The following is a 15,376-nucleotide window of genomic DNA, read 5'->3' as shown; positions in this document are numbered from 1 at the left end:
ATCCGGCCCCGGCGGGCCACACCCCGTTCCCACCCCGGACGCCCCGCGCCCGGACCGCATCGAAGGATCATCGACATGCAGATCAAGGACACCAACGCCGTAATCACCGGCGGCGCATCCGGACTCGGACTGGCCACCGCAACCCGCCTGGTCGAAGCCGGCGCCACCGTCACCCTCCTCGACCTTCCCGGCTCGGCCGGGGCCGAGCAGGCCGCGGCGCTGGGCCCGGCCGCGCAGTTCGTCCCGACCGACGTGACCGACCAGGATGCGGTCGCCGCGGCGTTCGCCGCCGCCTCCGAGCGCGGCCCGGTGCGGTCCGTCGTGCACTGCGCCGGCCGCGGTCGGCCCATGCGCATCCTCACCAAGGAGGGCAAGGCCACCGACCTCGAGCCGTTCGAGTCGGTCATCCGGCTCAACGTCATCGGCACCTTCAACGTGCTGCGGTTCGCGGCCGAGGCGATGGCCAAGAACGAGCTGCAGGACGGCGACCGCGGCGTGTGCGTGCTGACCGCCTCCGTCGCCGCCTACGAGGGGCAGATCGGGCAGATCAACTACGCCACCTCCAAGGCCGGCGTGGTGGGCATGACCCTGCCCGCGGCCCGCGACCTCGCCGGCGTCGGGATTCGGGTGTGCACCATCGCGCCCGGCGTCTTCGCCACGCCACTGCTGCTCAACGCCCGCGACGACATCCGTGACGCGCTGGCCGCCTCGGTCCCGCACCCGCAGCGCCTCGGCGAGCCCTCCGAGTTCGCCGCGCTGGCCGCGCACATCATCGAGAACGGCATGCTCAACGGCGAGACGATCCGCCTCGACGGCGCGATCCGGATGGCCCCGCGATGACCGACGCGGCACCCGCACCGGTCGTGTTGACCGAGCGGGTGGGACCGGTCCTGGTGATCACGCTCAACCGCCCGCAGGCCCGCAACGCGGTCGACCGTGAGGTCGCACAGGCGGTCGCCGCGGCGGTCGACCTGCTCGACACCGACCCGGGCCTGCGGGTCGGCGTGCTCACCGGATCGGGCGGAAACTTTTGCGCCGGAATGGATCTCAAGGCCTTCCTGCGGGGCGAAAGTCCCCGCATCGAGGGTCGAGGGTTCGCCGGACTGGTCGAGGCCCCGCCGAGCAAGCCGCTCGTCGCGGCCGTCGAGGGCAACGCCCTCGCCGGCGGCTTCGAGATCGTGCTGGCCGCCGACCTCGTCGTCGCCGCGCCGACCGCGACGTTCGGCCTGCCCGAGGTCCGGCGCGGCCTGGTGGCCGCGGCGGGCGGGCTGACCCGGCTGCCGGCGCGACTGCCCCGGGCAATCGCGCTGGAGATGGTGCTCACAGGCAAGGCGATGACCGCCGCGCAACTGCACCCGCTCGGCCTGGTCAACCGCCTCGCCCCCGAGTCCGCGGTGCTGGCGGCCGCGATCGAGCTCGCCGAGGAGATCGCCGCCAACGGACCGCTCGCGGTCCAGGCCAGCAAGCGGGTCGTCGACGAGTCCCCCGCCTGGCCGGTTGCGGAGCACTTCGAGCGGACCCGGCAGATCGTGATGCCGGTGTTCGGCTCCAACGACGCGCGGGAAGGGGCGGCCGCGTTCACCGAACGCCGCGCCCCGACCTGGACCGCGACGTGATCACCGAGAACGACAGAACAGGAACACACCATGCGTGATGCAGTCATCGTCGAAGCCGTCCGGAGCCCCGTCGGGCGCCGCAAGGGCGGCCTGGCGGAGGTCCACCCCGTCGACCTGTCCGCGACCGTCCTGAACGCGCTGCTCGACCGGGCGGGCGTCGACGCCGGTCTGGTCGACGACGTCGTGTGGGGCTGCGTGGGCCAGGTCGGCGAGCAGGCCGGCAACATCGCCCGTAATGCCGTCCTCGCCGCGAACTGGCCGGAGTCGGTGCCGGGCACCACGATCGAGCGTCAGTGCGGCTCCAGCCAGCAGGCGCTGCACTTCGCCGCCGCGGGCGTGATCTCCGGCCAGTACGACATCGCGGTCGCCGGCGGCGTCGAGTCGATGACCCGGATCCCGATGGGATCGGCGCGACGCGTCGGCCTCGGCGACGCCAACAGCGACGCGATCAAGCAGCGTTACGGCGGAATCGAGTTCAACCAGATTCGCGGTGCCGAGTCCATCGCCACCAAGTACGAGCTGAGCCGCACCTGGCTCGACGAGTACGCCCTGCGCTCACACCAGCGGGCGGCCCGCGCCGTCGACGAGGGGCGCTTCACCGACGAGATCGCACCCGTGATCCTCCCGGACGGGACGAAGCTCGAGTCCGACGAGGGAATTCGCCGCGCCTCGACCCTCGAGAAGCTGGGCCAGCTGGACCCGATCTTCCCCGAGGACGGCCGCATCACCGCGGGCAACGCATCGCAGATCTCCGACGGCGCGGCCGCGCTGCTGGTGATGTCCGGCGAGCGGGCCCGTCAGTTGGGGCTCACCCCGATCGCCCGGGTGCACACCGCGACGGTGGTCGGCGACGACCCCGTCACGATGCTGGCCGGTCCGATCCCCGCCACCGCGCGGGTGCTCGAGCGGGCCGGGCTGACCCTCGACGACATCGGCGCGTTCGAGGTCAACGAGGCGTTCGCCAGCGTCGTCGGCGCGTGGCTGCGAGCCACCGGGGCGCCCGAGGACCGGGTGAACCCCCTCGGCGGCGCGATCGCGCTCGGCCATCCGCTCGGCGGGTCGGGTGCCCGTCTGGCCACCACCCTCGTCCACCACATGCGCGCCGAGGGAGTGCGCTACGGACTGCAGACCATGTGTGAAGGCGGCGGCATGGCCAACGCCACCATCTTCGAGAACCTGGCCGTAGCCAACTGACCCGGTGTCCCGCGCGGGCGTGCCCTCCGCGCGGGACACCACCCCCGGCAGCCGCGGTCGAGCGGTTGACACCAGTTGTCCCGCTACCCCTTACTTGTCGAGTGGCAGCGGGACGACTGGACGGACGGGTGGCACTGGTGGCCGGGGCCACCCGCGGCTGTGGGCGGGCGATCGCGGTCGAACTGGCCCGGGCGGGTGCGCACGTGTACGCGACCGGGCGCAGCAGCAGGGACCACGGCCGCTCCGAGATCGACCGGCCGGAGACCATCGAGGGGACCGGCGACCTGATCGCGGCCGCCGGCGGCAGCGGCACCGCGTTGCGCGTCGACCACCTGGACGTGGGCCAGGTCGAGGCGCTGATCGACCGGATCCGGACCGAGCGGGGACGGCTGGACGTCCTGGTCAACGACATCTTCGGCGGTGACCGTTACGCCGAGTGGAACAAGCCGATCTGGCAGCACGACCTCGCCGGCGGTCTGCGCATGCTGGAGATGGGCGTGCACACGCACCTGATCACCCTGTCCCGGGCGATGCCGCTGGTCCTGGAGACCGGCGCCGGCCTCGTCGTGGAGATGACCGACGGCACCCACGAGTACAACCAGAACTACCGGCAGCTGGTCGGCCCCTACTACGACCTCGTCAAGGCCAACGTCGAGCGGATCATGACGGGCATGACCGTCGAACTCGCCGACACCGACACCACCTGTGTCGCGGTCACTCCCGGCTGGATCCGGTCGGAGGCAATGCTCGAGATCTACCGGGTGACCGAGCCGACCTGGCGCGAGGCCCTCGTCGCGGAACCCGGCTTCGCCATCTCCGAGTCGCCCGCCTTCGTGGCCCGCGGTGTCGCCGCGCTCGCCGCCGATCCCGATCGCCGCCGGTTCGCCGGGCAGGTGCTCACCTCGCACGGGCTGGCAGTCACCTACGGCCACACCGACGTCGACGGCAGTCGGCCGGACTGCTGGGGCCACATGGCCGCCGGCAGCCCCGAACCCGTCGACGACTGGCGCTGAGCGGGCTGGTCCTCGCGATGGGGGTGAGTGGAGCTCGCGCCGCCCGACTACCCCGGCGCACCGACTGGTCCGGCGGGTGACGCTACGGCCGCAGCCCGCGCCGGAGCATCCACCACGCCCGCGCCGCGACCTCGCGCCGGGTCGGCTCGTCCGCCTCGATCAGGATGGCCGCGAACATCGCCAGCGCCAGGACGACGTCGCCCGCGTCCACGTCCTCATGGACCGCGCCATCGCGGCGTGCACCGTCGAGCTTGCCGGCCAGCAGTGCGGTCAGCCGCCCGCTGACCTCGATGATGCGGGGATCGTCGGTGCCGATGGGGCGCACCATCGCGATGAACGCGGTCGAAGTGGTTACCTGCTCGACCAGCGCGTCGAGGAGGTCGTCGAGGGTGGAATTGGGCCGGAGTGCCAGTTCCTCGACCACGGCGATGTTCTCCTCGAACACCGCGAGGACGACACTGTCCCGGCTCGGGAAGTGCCGGTAGAGGCTGCCCTGGCCGACGCCGGCGGTGCGTGCGATCAGGCTCATCGGCACGTCGAAGCCGTGCTCGGCGAACACTTCTCTCGCGGCGACGACGATCGCGGCGCGGTTCTCCGCGGCGGCCTTGGGTCCTCGGTTGACCCGACGCACAGAGTTCACGCCCGCCAGCCTAATGACGCCGAGCGCACGGTCGACCGCCGGTGCGCGCCGCGGCGCGCACCGGGCCCGGCCCACACTATTGACTCCGCCACCCGGTGTGACGCACACTGCATTTCCATCCGGACAGAGGTGTCCGGTTTGAGGGGAATCGAAACGTGAAGTCCTTGAACGCCGTTCGCGCCGTCGCCGGCGCAGCCGCCATGGCGCTGCTGCTGCCGGTCGTCAGCGACGCCGCCGCACCACCACCCGACACCTCGGGTGTGGTGATCGAGTCGCACGAGGTCGGCCGCAGCGTGGCCAAGTCGGCAGACTGCGGACCGGGCTCACGACCGGAGACGGGAATGCAGGGCGACGTGCCCGCGGCCGACCGGGACAGCGGACGCAGCACCGAGGGCTACAACTGCAACATCTCCCGGGTCGGCGGGTTCGCCGGCCGCGGCGCCGGCATCATCTCGGCCAGCTTCGACCACTGCGCCTACCTGGGCACCATCTTCCCCGGCGACCTGCTCGGGCCCGCCCCGGGCGTGCAGGTCCTCGACGTCTCCGACCCCACCAACCCGGTCCCCACCGTGAATCTGACCGAGCCGGCCATGCTCGCCGGCACGTGGGAGAGCCTGAAGGTCCACTCCGGCCGGAAGCTGTTGGTGGGCACCGGTGTTCCGGCGCTCACCGGGTCCGGCCTGCTCTCGGTGTACGACATCTCCGACTGCGCACACCCTCGGCTGCTCAACCCGGGGACCGGCACCAACCTGCAGATGCCGCTGCCCATCACCTCCCACGAGGGTGGGTTCTCGCCCGACGGCATGACCTACTGGTCTGCGGGAGTTGTCCCGGGACTCGTCAGCGCGGTCGACCTGACCGATCCGTCGAATCCGCGGGTGATCTGGCAGGGCCTGTCCGGCCCGTCGTCGCACGGCTTCGGCATGAGACCCGACGGCAACCGGATGTACCTGGCGGACAACGCCGGCGGCCTCAGGGTCCTCGACACCAGCGCGGTGCAGCGCCGTGACCCGAATCCGCAGGTGCCCGTGCTGGCCCAGATGACGTGGACCGACGGATTCGCCACCCAGCACAGCGTCCCGGTGACCTACGACGGCCACCCGTACATCTTCACCGTCGACGAGGGCGCGTCCGGCGGCGTCAAGCTGATCGACGTGGCCGACGACGCCAACCCGAAGATCGTCGGCGGCATCAAGCTCGAGATCAACCTCCCCGAGAACATCGACAGCCAGATGGCGTCGGCCTCGGGCGGATCGGCGTTCGCCTACGACTCGCACTACTGCACGGCGGACCGGCCGGTGGATCCGACGGCCCTCGCCTGCGGCTGGGCCTCCTCCGGCATCCGGGTGTTCGACGTCCGAGATCCGTTCGCGGCGAAGGAGATCGGCTACTTCAATCCGCCGGCCATGAAGGGCCGCAACCTGGAGCGCTGGAACTCGCCACACGCCTTGGCTTCGATCCTCGGATACCCCGCGCTCGCTGCACTCGCCGTGCCGGCGGCCAAGGAGCGCGGAGAGTTCGATCCCGCCCAGGCACAGAGCACGCGCACCGGCATGACCCTCGGCGGCGACCTGTCCACCGACTGGTGCATGTCGCCGCCGGAGTGGCGCGGCAACGACCTCTGGGTCACCTGCTCCGACAACGGTTTCCTCGCCCTGCACCTCGACGAGGACGTCTACACCCCGCCGGCGAACCAGCGGTCGACCCTCGGGTCATGACGAGGTCCACCCTCGTGCGCGGGGTCGCGTTCACGTCGCTGGCAGTGCTGCTGCTGGTGATCGGCGCGGCCCTGCGGCCATTGGTCGCCCCCGCGGACCCGCCCGTCGCCGACCCGGTGCTCAGCGCCACCGAGATCGGCTTCGTTCAGGACATGGCGGCTCACCACCAGCAGGCCATGCAGATGGCACAGCGCCTCGATCCGGGCGTCGAACCGGGTATCGCCGCACTGGCCCGGCAGATCCACGACAGCCAGTCCGTGGAGATCGGCATGCTCCTCGGCTGGCTTCGCCTCGCCGATGCGTCGCCCACCAACCGGCAGCCGATGTCCTGGATGACGGCGGATGCCGCTGGCGCACACCACCATCCGGAACCCTCGGCCGCATCCGACCCCTCGTCGGGTCTCATGCCCGGCATGGCGACCATGGCCGAACTCGACGCCCTCTCCGCCGCCCGTGGCCGCGACGCCGAGGTGTTGTTCCTCCAGTTGATGTACCGCCACCACCTGGGTGGCGTCGCGATGGCACAGGCCGCCGACGCGATGCTCACCGGCGGACCGGTCAAGCAGGCGGCTCGCGACATGATGGCGACCCAGCGACAGGAGGCCGGGCTGATGAGCGTCCTCCTGGCCCAGCGCGGCGGGCAACCCCTCCCTTAGGCGATCCGGCCGGCGGATCGCCAGTCAGGGGCGACGCGCCGCCCAGGCGGTGCGGCTGCCCCGGACCGTCAGGTCGCCGCGGCGCAGGAGCGAGCCGGGGTTCTCGTCGTCCAGGAGGTGGTCGAGCGCGGCCAGGTCGTCGGCGTCCAACTGGCCGTCGAGGAACGCACGGATGCGGGTGAAGTAGGCGCGCGCATAGAGCCCCGTGCGCGGCGGTGCCGGGTTCGCGTCGACGGCGAAGCTGCGTTGCTCGGCGACCTCGAAGCCGGACCGGCCGAGGTGCGGCCGCCAGTCCGGGTGTGCGTTCCACTCCGCCTTGGCCAGCAGCTCGTGGCAGCGTGCCTCCAGCCCGGGCGTGCCCGTCCCCAGGTCGTCCGGCAGGAAGCGCGGCAGCGCGTCCATCTCGACGACCACCAGCAGGCCGCCCGGGTTCAGTGCGTCGTGGATCTCGCGCAGCACCCGGTCGGGGTCGGCGACCTCGTGCAGCGACGAGGCCGCCCAGGCGAGGTCCACCCCACCGACTGCGGCGGGCCAGCCGAGGTCGAGGTCGGCCTGCACGACGCGCATCCGCTCGGCCACGCCCCGCCCGCGGGCGGCCGCCAGGAGTCGGTCGAGCATCACCGGCGACCGGTCGATCGCGATCACTTCGGATGCGGGGAACTGCCTCGCCAGCGCGAGGCTGCCGGTGCCCGTCCCCGCGCCGACGTCGACGATCGTGCTCGGCGCGTCGGGAGTGTGGCGTCCCAGCCACTCGGTCAGGTCGCCGAGGTAGGAGCCGTGCACCTCGGCGTCCAGGTCCAGCAGGTCCGCCAGATCCGCGTCGTTGTGATGCCCGTGCCCGTGGCCGTGGCTCCGGTGGCGGTCGTGGTGGTCGTGCTGTGTCATGCCTCCACAGTAGGGCCGAAATGCGCAACAGGCATACCATATTGCCTATGACGCAAGAAACCGATGTGGACGCCCTGATCCGCCAGCGCATCCGCGGCCTGCGGCTGGCCCGGGGTTGGTCGCTGGACGCGCTCGCCGCCCGCTGCTTCCTGAGCCCCTCCACCCTGAGCCGCATCGAGACCGGGCACCGCCGGATCGCGCTCGACCAGCTGGTCCCCATTGCGCGTGCCCTCGGCACCACGCTCGATCAGCTCGTCGAGTCGGCCGACGACGAGGATGTGGTGATCCGGCCGCAGCCGGAGCACACGCGGGGGCAGACGATCTGGCTGCTCTCCCGCGAGGGCGCCCTGAACGGCGTGACCGTGGCGAAGATGCGCATCACCGCCGAGCGGTCGACCGGCGAAGGTCGGCTGGGTGTGCACCCCGGCCGCGAGTGGTTCACCGTGCTGTCCGGCACGGTGCGGCTGCACCTGGGTGAGCGGACCCTGCTGATCCAGCCGGGTGAGGCGGCCGAGTTCTCGACGATGGTCCCGCACGCCATCTGCGCGCACGACGGCCCCGTGGAGATCCTCACCATCTTCGACCGCGACGGAGAGCGGGCCCACCTACACACCTCGGACGACGCTCCGCAGCCGTGATCGTCCGTGCCCCAAGGGGACAGGACCGGTTGGTTACCGCCCGATCGCGCGCAACTGGTAGAGCCCCGTCGTCACCGCAACGACCACGCCGTCGGCGTCGGTGACCGTCGACTCCAGGGTGAAGTCGGACTTTCCGGCCTCGTCCGCCTCCCGCGTGACGCGGATGATCGTGTCCTCGTCCAGCGTCGCCTCGGCGCGCACGTCCGACGTCGCCGGGCGCTTGAACGTGATCCTCAGGTCCTTCACCAACGGGTAGTAGCGGGTCCCGTCGAACGAGGCCACCGCGATCGCCCCACCGAGCATCTCCGCGACCGTGAACAGCACACCCGCGTACATGACGCCGAAGTGGTTGCCGTTCCCCTCGACCGGGACCATGCTCGACGCATACCCCCTCCTGGCCGAGGTCGCCCGCACACCCATGTTGTGCACCACCGGAATCGCCGCCTCGACGACGCCGTTCACGGCCTGGGCGAACTCGGAATTCTCACTGGTAACGGACATCGCTGTGGCGTCCCCTCTGATGGGTGGATCACGGCTGGACAGTCGTCGACGGCGGCCGCCGCGGACGAACTGCGCGTCACGGTATCAACTTCGATGCCATCGGTCGGCGACAACGAGGTACTGCCACCGTTGGCAGATTCCCCCTTGGACACGCGGCCTTCCGGGTGTGCAATTGAGGAATGAACACCCTGGAAATCACACCATCCGAACGCCGCCGGACCGCCCGGGCAGCGGTAGAGGCCCTGGGTCCTCAGCGCAGCGACCACGCCCTGGTCCGGGTCACCTGCCCGTCGAGCCATCGGGTGGCCACCGTCTACAAGACGCCCGAAGGCCCCGCACTGGTGTCCGGGGGCGGACCACACGCACACGGCTCGCGCGACTTCGTCGACACCGCTCACCACGGAGACAGCCTCGGCTCCGAATTCGTCGACATGCTCGCGGCGACCGCGTTCGAGGACGACGCCGTCCCGGCCCGCTGCGCCTGCGGCCCGCACACCCTGTCGCGGCGTGAACTACTGCAAGCCGTCAAGTCACACACCCACGTCCTGCCGCTGCCCTGACCGGCCGGCCGCGGCCGCCCAGCCGAGACCCGGCGCGGGCCGCGCCTCGTCCCCCTCCACCGGAGAAGCCCCCGACACTCCGGGGGCTCCATCGCCGTGCGCCAGTGTCACTTCCGGCGCGCCGAGACCAGCATCGGCTCGTGCAGGTCGTGATAGGACACCTCCCCCATCAGGTTCCGCTCCTCCTCGAACAGCGATCGCAGGTCGTCGGGGATCTCCACCTTCTCGTGGGTGCGTGCGTCCGACTCGGAGGTGAAGTACACGGCCTCGACGTAGTCGCCGTCGGCGTCGGCCGCGAGGGTGCCGCCGATGATCTCCGGCCGCAGCCGGTGGACCGGATCGCCCGCCTGCGTCAGCACGTCCCGCAGCCGGGCCGCATCGGGCGTGTGCCCCTCCATGACCTGTACGAAACCCGCATCGTCCGAGCCGCCACCCATCCACTCGGTGACGTCCGGGCAGTCCATGAAGGTGCAGGGACCGTCGAAGCAGCGCTCCGTCTCGGCCCACCACACGCCCTGTTCCGGCCGCTCACTGTTCCGGCGAGCCGCGTCCGCGGACTCGAACCGGGCCAGCATGATGAACGTCCCGTCGTCGGACGTTCCGCAGGTGAAGCCCAGGTAGCCGGTCGCCCCCGGCTGCAGTTCCTCGGTCCAGCGGTCCATGCACCGGCGTAGGCCCGCCTCGTCTGCGACCTTTCCCTGAATGACTTGGATGAACATGTCTGCCTCCTCGGGCGGGGCAACGCGGCCCCGCCGTGAGCGCGATCTCCGGTGGCCGGCACGTCGCGGTCCACCGTTCAGCGGGCACCACACGGCCCGCGGCGGCGGCCACCACAACACCAATCCTTCGCGCAGGCCCGAGCCGATGCAAGGGGTCACGGACCGCCAGTCAGCTCGACCGCTCGTGAGCGCACTCGCCCCGGGGAGGATCCTCCGAAAACGCTGTGCCGAAACCTCTTCCGGCGATCGCGGCAACCGGGAGACGCAGCCGAATTTGCCGAGCGAGTATGCCGCCGCAGGCCCGCCGCACCCAGCGCTACGATGCGCTTCCGGTGCCGAACGGCGACTCCAGGACGTCGAATGCCATTGTGGCAGTGGCAGGATCGCCGACCGGCGGAGCGAAGGTGAGGACTGCGACATAGCGGCCGGCCTCGTGCACCGAGGTGGCCACGGTCGCACCACCCAGCGTGAGCGCTGCCGTCAGCGTGCGGTGGTCGCCGTCGGGTTCGGTGATGTCGATGACGACCGGGGTGGATCCGGCCGCACCGACGGGGCTGGGGGCGACCACGACCGCAAGGGTCGTGACGGTGTCGGAGTAGATGGTTCCGATCGGCGGCACGGCGGTGATCTGGTAGCCGGTTGCCGCCGACGCCGCGGGCGCAAGGGCAAGGCAGGCTGCGCCGGCAAATGCGAATACGGACAATGACTTTCGAGTCATGCTCATACGAAATCCCCTACTGTCGGCGGCCCTGCTTCGAGTCATGGAAAGCGCCCCCTGAGGGTATGGCAGCACGCCGGATCCCGCCGAGTTCGACACTCCACCCCGGAGCCGCCCAAATCAGGTGAGACCGAGAGCATCTCGGTCTCACATCGACCTGCCCCGCGACTGCGCGGGTCGTTCAAACTGCAATCAATCATGAGGAATGACCCGACTCGGAACGGAATCCGCAGGCCCCGGCACGCGGATGCGGGCGGCCACAGCCCGGCCCTGGCGACGGCGGCACGGACGACCGGCCGGCTGCCCGGTCGACCGAGTTCAGGACCGACCGAAGCAGGGCCGACCGCCCCTCGCCACGGCCCCCGGGAGGCCGGCACCAGTGCGGATATAGCGTTATGTGATCAAGGCCACATAATGCCCCGGAGCACTGCAAACCCGGCGCGGTGAACCTCAAAGCATAGACCCGCCGTAGACGCGGCGGCCGCGAGGTGGCACTCTGTAGTCGAGACCGGGATCCTCGACCTGAGGTTCGGCTCGCAGTAACAGGAGTAAAAAAGTGGCACAAGGCACCGTCAAGTGGTTCAACGGCGAAAAGGGCTTCGGCTTCATCGAGCAGGACGGTGACGGACCCGACGTGTTCGTGCACTACTCCGAGATCCAGGGCAGCGGCTTCAAGACCCTCGACGAGGGCCAGCGCGTGGAGTTCGAGATCGGCCAGGGCCAGAAGGGCCCGCAGGCCACCGGCGTTCGCACCGTCTAAATAGCGACTTCGTCTAGGGGACCTCGCCGACTCGGCGACGCGTCCACCTGACCACCGAAGGGCGCCTCCGTTCACGGAGGCGCCCTTTGCGTTGTCCGCGTCCGCCCCCTGAGCACCCACCCCGACAGCACAACTGGGACGGGCGTACAACTGTCCGACTCATTCGTATCATCAACATGGTTAGAACATGTTCTACTTTCTCTCAAATCTCCGCCCATCACCACCTGAGAGACCGGTATACCCATGCCTCGATCCAGCCTGCACCGCACCGCCGCGCCCATCGGCGTCGTCGCCCTCACCGCAGGACTCGCACTGATCGGCGCCCCCGCGAACGCCGGCACCGTCAACTTCCAGACCGCCTGCCAGGCCACCCCCTCGAAGTTCGCCGGCCCCCAGCACCAGGTAGCCGGCGCGTCCGTCACCGTGACCGCCCCCGCCACCGTCGCCCCTAACGAGACGTTCACGTACCGGATCCAGCACGGTCCCGGCTCCTACCCGGACTCGCAGTCCGGCGGCACCACCACCAACCTGTCCCGGATCAAGTTCGACTTCGAGATCCCGGCCAACACCACCCTGGTGAGCGCCGCCGTGGTGCCCGGTACCGGCGCCAACCTCGACAACATCGCCCCCAACGTGCTGCGCGTGAACAACGCGGGCAGCGTGGACGCCAACGGCCCGATCCTGCGGCTGTCCGGCAACAACGAGGTGATCGGCAACAGCCCGAGCAGCAGCGGTGACAGCGAGGGCGGCATCCGCGCGCCCAAGTGGAAGAAGAACCTCGACGGCACCGCCAACTCCGGCGGCAACAGCGTCTTCCAGCTGCCCGCGGTCGACGTCACCGTCACCGCCGTCGCTCCCGGGACCATCACCCCGAAGCTGCGTACCAGCGGCAACGCCGCCGGCTACAACGCCGACGAGAACTACAGCACCTCGCTGGCCAAGGCGTCGGCACCGGTCGTCGGCACCGTCTGGGCGCCCACCCGCTGCGTGCCCCGGGACAGCCAGGGCGGCGCGCTCAACGCCGGCGCCAAGCCGCTGGCCACGATCCAGGTTGTCGCGCCCGCCGTGGACACCACCACCGCGCTGACCGCGCCCGCCGACGCCACGATCGGCGCCGCCGTCACCCTCTCGGCCGAGGTCGCCCCCGCCCCCGCGGGCGGCACCGTCCAGTTCAAGGACGGCAACACCAACATCGGCGCACCGGCCACGGTCGTGGGCGGCACCGCCGCGCTGCGCCACACCTTCGCCACCGAAGGCGCGCACACCCTGACCGCCGTCTTCAACGGCGCCGACGGGTTCACCGGCTCGACCTCCGCGGCCCAGACCGTCAACGTCGCGCCCGCCGCGGTCGTCGCCGCGCCGACCGCGACCACGCTGACCGTGCCCGCCACCGCGACCTCCGGGTCCGCGGTCGCCCTGTCCGCGACGGTCTCGCCCACACCCGAGGGCGGCACCGTCCAGTTCGCTGAGGACAACACCCCGATCGGCGCGCCCGTCGAGGTCGTCGGTGGCGTCGCCACCCTGGCACACAACTTCGCCGGCGCAGGCCACCGCAACATCACCGCGTCCTACCAGGGCTCGCTCGGCTTCGCGGCCTCGCAGTCGGCCTCGGCAACCGTCGACGTCAGCGCCCCGGCGCCGTCCGACGTCGCGACTCTCACCAAGGTGACGGCCCTGCCCACGGCCACCGTCGGCAAGTCCGTCGACCTGTCCGCCACCGTCTCCCCCGCCTCCGCGGGCGGCACCGTCCAGTTCATGGACGGCACCGACAAGATCGGCGGACCGGTCACCGTGGTCAACGGCGCGGCGATCCTGCCGCACACCTTCACCACCGCGGGTGGCCATTCCGTCACCGCCGTCTACAGCGGTGCGGCCGGCTACGTGGCCTCCACCTCCGCTCCCTTTGCCGTGACCGCGTCCGAGACGGGCGACGGAGGGGCCGGCGGCACCGGTTCCGCCTCGCTGCCGTTCGGCTCGTGACCACCCGCCACCCTCGCACCACCACCTCAGGAGTACTCATGTCGCACGCGCCCATGCGCCGCGCAGTGGCGGTCCTCGCGGCCGCCGGGATGGCCACCGGCGGGCTGTTGTTCGCCGCCCCCGCCTCCGCCGCACCCACCAACACCGACTTCACCGCCGCCTGCTGGGGCAAGTTCAAGAGCCTGCTCGACACCACCGACAAGACCATCGCGGCCGGCGTCACGGTCGACGCCCCGGCCACCGTGATCACCGGCGACACCTTCACCTACCGGCTGCAGCCGAATGCGATGACGCTGCCGGGCAAGGGCGAGAACCTGCGCAACCGCGCCAGCGTCTCGCGGCTCAAGTTCGACTACGAGATCCCCGAAGGCGCACAGTTCGTCTCCGCCGCCGTGGTTCCCGGCACCGCCGTGAACCTCGCCGGCAAGGCGCCGTCCGTGCTGCGGGTCGCCGAGAACGGCAACCCGGATCCGGCCGGGCAGGTGCTGCGCCTTTCCGGCGGCAACGAGACCGTCGGGAACGGGCCGAGCAGCAACGACGGCGCCGAGGGCGGCATCGTCGTCAACGCCAGCGGTGACACCACCTACCGGCTACCGGCGATCGAGGTGACGGCCGTGGCCGGCCCCGTCGGATCCGTCGTGGAGCCGAAGGTCCGCACCACCGGCAACGCCGGAAACTACAAGGCTGACGAGAACTTCTACACCTCGCTGGTCCACGAGAAGGACCCCGTCTTCGGTGTGTCCTACTGGTCCGCGACCCGCTGCTCACCGCGCGACAGCGGCGGCGCGGCCCTGAACGCCGGCGCCGGCCCGCTGGCGACGATCAACGTCGTCGCCCGCCCGGACACCGCCACCACGACCACGCTCGCGGCCCCCGCGACCGCGGACAACGGCGCGACCGTCGACCTCATCGCCACGGTGAGCCCGGCCACCGTCGGCGGCTCCGTCCAGTTCAAGGACGGCGACGTGAACCTCGGCGCACCGGTCGCGCTCACCGGCGGCACCGCGAAGCTCCCGCACGTCTTCGACACCGACGGCACGCACACCGTCACCGCCGTCTACCTCGGCGCACCCGGCGTCGCCGCCTCCACCTCCGCGGCCCGCACCGTCACCGTGAGCACCGTCGTCCGCGACACCACCACCGTGCTGACCACGCCGAGCCACGCCAAGACCGGGGTGGCCGTCAGCATTGCCGCGACCGTCGACCCGGCTCCCGCCGGCGGCACCGTCCAGTTCTTCGACGGCACCACCGCGATCGGCGCGCCCGTCGCCGTCGCCGGTTCCGTTGCCACCCTGGCCCACGAGTTCACCACCGCGGGGACGCACTCGATCACCGCAACCTTCAACGGCGCCAAGGGATTCACGGCGTCCACCGCCGCCGCCCGCAGCATCGAGGTGGCGGTCCCGGCGCCGAACGAGGTCCGCACCACGACCACGCTCGACGCCCCGGCCACCGCGACCGCGGGCCAGGCCGCGACGCTCACCGCGACCGTGGCCCCGGGCCAGGCCGGCGGCACCGTCCAGTTCTTCGACGGCACCACCGCGATCGGCGCACCGGTCCCGGTGACCGGCGGGACCGCGACGCTGACCCACAGCTTCACCGCGGTCGGCGCGCACGGCGTCACCGCCGTGTACAGCGGCGCGGCCGGCGTCCTCGGCTCGTCGTCGGACGCCTCGGTGGTCAACGTGACCGCCGTCGAGACCCCCGGCGGCGGAACCGGCGGCGCCGGCTCGGCGGACGGCCTCTTCGGATCGTCCTGACCGCACCGCACCACCTCT

The 15,376-nt window shown here is 71.1% G+C and carries 16 protein-coding genes; 11 read left to right on the top strand and 5 right to left on the bottom strand.

The genetic code is table 11. The features are described from left to right. The first annotated feature begins 75 nt into the window (after positions 1-75). The 4 genes from AC1DU4_RS02230 (at position 76) to AC1DU4_RS02215 (ending at position 3,823) form a co-directional block, all read left to right on the top strand. The gene (locus AC1DU4_RS02230) at positions 76-840 is read left to right on the top strand and encodes an SDR family NAD(P)-dependent oxidoreductase (RefSeq protein WP_477837476.1); all 765 of its coding nucleotides are present in this window, start codon (positions 76-78) and stop codon (positions 838-840) included. Next, positions 837-1,616 carry a crotonase/enoyl-CoA hydratase family protein gene (locus AC1DU4_RS02225; RefSeq protein ID WP_477837475.1) on the top strand — a complete coding sequence of 260 codons (780 nt, stop codon included), beginning with the start codon at positions 837-839 and terminating at the stop codon, positions 1,614-1,616. Before AC1DU4_RS02230 ends, AC1DU4_RS02225 begins: the two co-directional genes overlap by 4 nt. Before the next feature lie 30 nt (positions 1,617-1,646). Then, positions 1,647-2,810, top strand: coding sequence for a thiolase family protein (locus tag AC1DU4_RS02220; RefSeq protein WP_477837474.1), 1,164 nt, complete (start codon positions 1,647-1,649; stop codon positions 2,808-2,810). 101 nt (positions 2,811-2,911) lie between these two features. Next, complete coding sequence (locus AC1DU4_RS02215) at positions 2,912-3,823, top strand: SDR family oxidoreductase (protein ID WP_477837473.1); 912 nt, start codon at positions 2,912-2,914, stop codon at positions 3,821-3,823. A gap of 82 nt (positions 3,824-3,905) precedes the next feature. Here AC1DU4_RS02215 and AC1DU4_RS02210 read toward each other — a convergent pair whose 3' ends face one another. Then, entirely contained in the window at positions 3,906-4,463 is a 558-nt protein-coding gene (locus AC1DU4_RS02210; protein ID WP_477837472.1) for a TetR family transcriptional regulator, read from the bottom strand. Positions 4,464-4,663: 200 nt separating this feature from the next. Between AC1DU4_RS02210 and AC1DU4_RS02205 the strand changes: the two genes are divergently transcribed. Next, positions 4,664-6,181 (top strand): LVIVD repeat-containing protein, encoded by a 1,518-nt coding sequence (locus AC1DU4_RS02205; RefSeq protein ID WP_477837573.1) that lies wholly within the window; start codon positions 4,664-4,666, stop codon positions 6,179-6,181. Further along, complete coding sequence (locus tag AC1DU4_RS02200; RefSeq protein ID WP_477837471.1) at positions 6,178-6,837, top strand: DUF305 domain-containing protein; 660 nt, start codon at positions 6,178-6,180, stop codon at positions 6,835-6,837. Before AC1DU4_RS02205 ends, AC1DU4_RS02200 begins: the two co-directional genes overlap by 4 nt. Positions 6,838-6,861: 24 nt before the next feature. On the opposite strand, the gene AC1DU4_RS02195 is transcribed toward AC1DU4_RS02200, so the two are convergent. Next, on the bottom strand, positions 6,862-7,722 hold the full coding sequence (locus AC1DU4_RS02195; protein WP_477837470.1) for a class I SAM-dependent methyltransferase: 861 nt from the start codon (positions 7,720-7,722) through the stop codon (positions 6,862-6,864). Positions 7,723-7,769: 47 nt separating this feature from the next. Here AC1DU4_RS02195 and AC1DU4_RS02190 point away from each other — a divergent pair, with 47 nt between their 5' ends. Beyond that, positions 7,770-8,360, top strand: a complete 591-nt coding sequence (locus AC1DU4_RS02190; protein ID WP_477837469.1) for a helix-turn-helix domain-containing protein — start codon at positions 7,770-7,772, stop codon at positions 8,358-8,360. 33 nt (positions 8,361-8,393) lie between these two features. Here the strand turns inward: AC1DU4_RS02190 and AC1DU4_RS02185 are convergent, their stop codons facing one another. Beyond that, entirely contained in the window at positions 8,394-8,861 is a 468-nt protein-coding gene (locus tag AC1DU4_RS02185) for a PaaI family thioesterase (RefSeq protein ID WP_477837468.1), read from the bottom strand. Between the two features lie 179 nt (positions 8,862-9,040). On the opposite strand from AC1DU4_RS02185, the gene AC1DU4_RS02180 reads away from it, so the two are divergent. After that, positions 9,041-9,421 (top strand): hypothetical protein, encoded by a 381-nt coding sequence (locus AC1DU4_RS02180; protein ID WP_072843305.1) that lies wholly within the window; start codon positions 9,041-9,043, stop codon positions 9,419-9,421. Between the two features lie 107 nt (positions 9,422-9,528). Here the strand turns inward: AC1DU4_RS02180 and AC1DU4_RS02175 are convergent, their stop codons facing one another. Continuing rightward, positions 9,529-10,140 (bottom strand): hypothetical protein, encoded by a 612-nt coding sequence (locus AC1DU4_RS02175; RefSeq protein ID WP_477837467.1) that lies wholly within the window; start codon positions 10,138-10,140, stop codon positions 9,529-9,531. A gap of 316 nt (positions 10,141-10,456) precedes the next feature. Beyond that, a complete protein-coding gene (locus AC1DU4_RS02170; RefSeq protein ID WP_477837466.1) occupies positions 10,457-10,858 on the bottom strand; it encodes a hypothetical protein in 402 nt (133 codons plus the stop codon). A 556-nt stretch (positions 10,859-11,414) separates the two neighbouring features. Between AC1DU4_RS02170 and AC1DU4_RS02165 the strand changes: the two genes are divergently transcribed. The 3 genes from AC1DU4_RS02165 to AC1DU4_RS02155 all read left to right on the top strand — a co-directional run bounded on the left by AC1DU4_RS02165 (position 11,415) and on the right by AC1DU4_RS02155 (position 15,358). Continuing rightward, the gene (locus tag AC1DU4_RS02165) at positions 11,415-11,618 is read left to right on the top strand and encodes a cold-shock protein (RefSeq protein WP_072843309.1); all 204 of its coding nucleotides are present in this window, start codon (positions 11,415-11,417) and stop codon (positions 11,616-11,618) included. A 243-nt stretch (positions 11,619-11,861) separates the two neighbouring features. Continuing rightward, complete coding sequence (locus tag AC1DU4_RS02160; RefSeq protein WP_477837465.1) at positions 11,862-13,598, top strand: Ig-like domain repeat protein; 1,737 nt, start codon at positions 11,862-11,864, stop codon at positions 13,596-13,598. Between the two features lie 38 nt (positions 13,599-13,636). Further along, entirely contained in the window at positions 13,637-15,358 is a 1,722-nt protein-coding gene (locus AC1DU4_RS02155; RefSeq protein ID WP_477837464.1) for an Ig-like domain-containing protein, read from the top strand. The last annotated feature ends 18 nt before the right edge of the window (positions 15,359-15,376 follow it).

The sequence above is a fragment of the Rhodococcus sp. P4_F5 genome, assembly GCF_056401315.1.
This window is presented reverse-complemented; position numbering and strand designations above follow the sequence as displayed.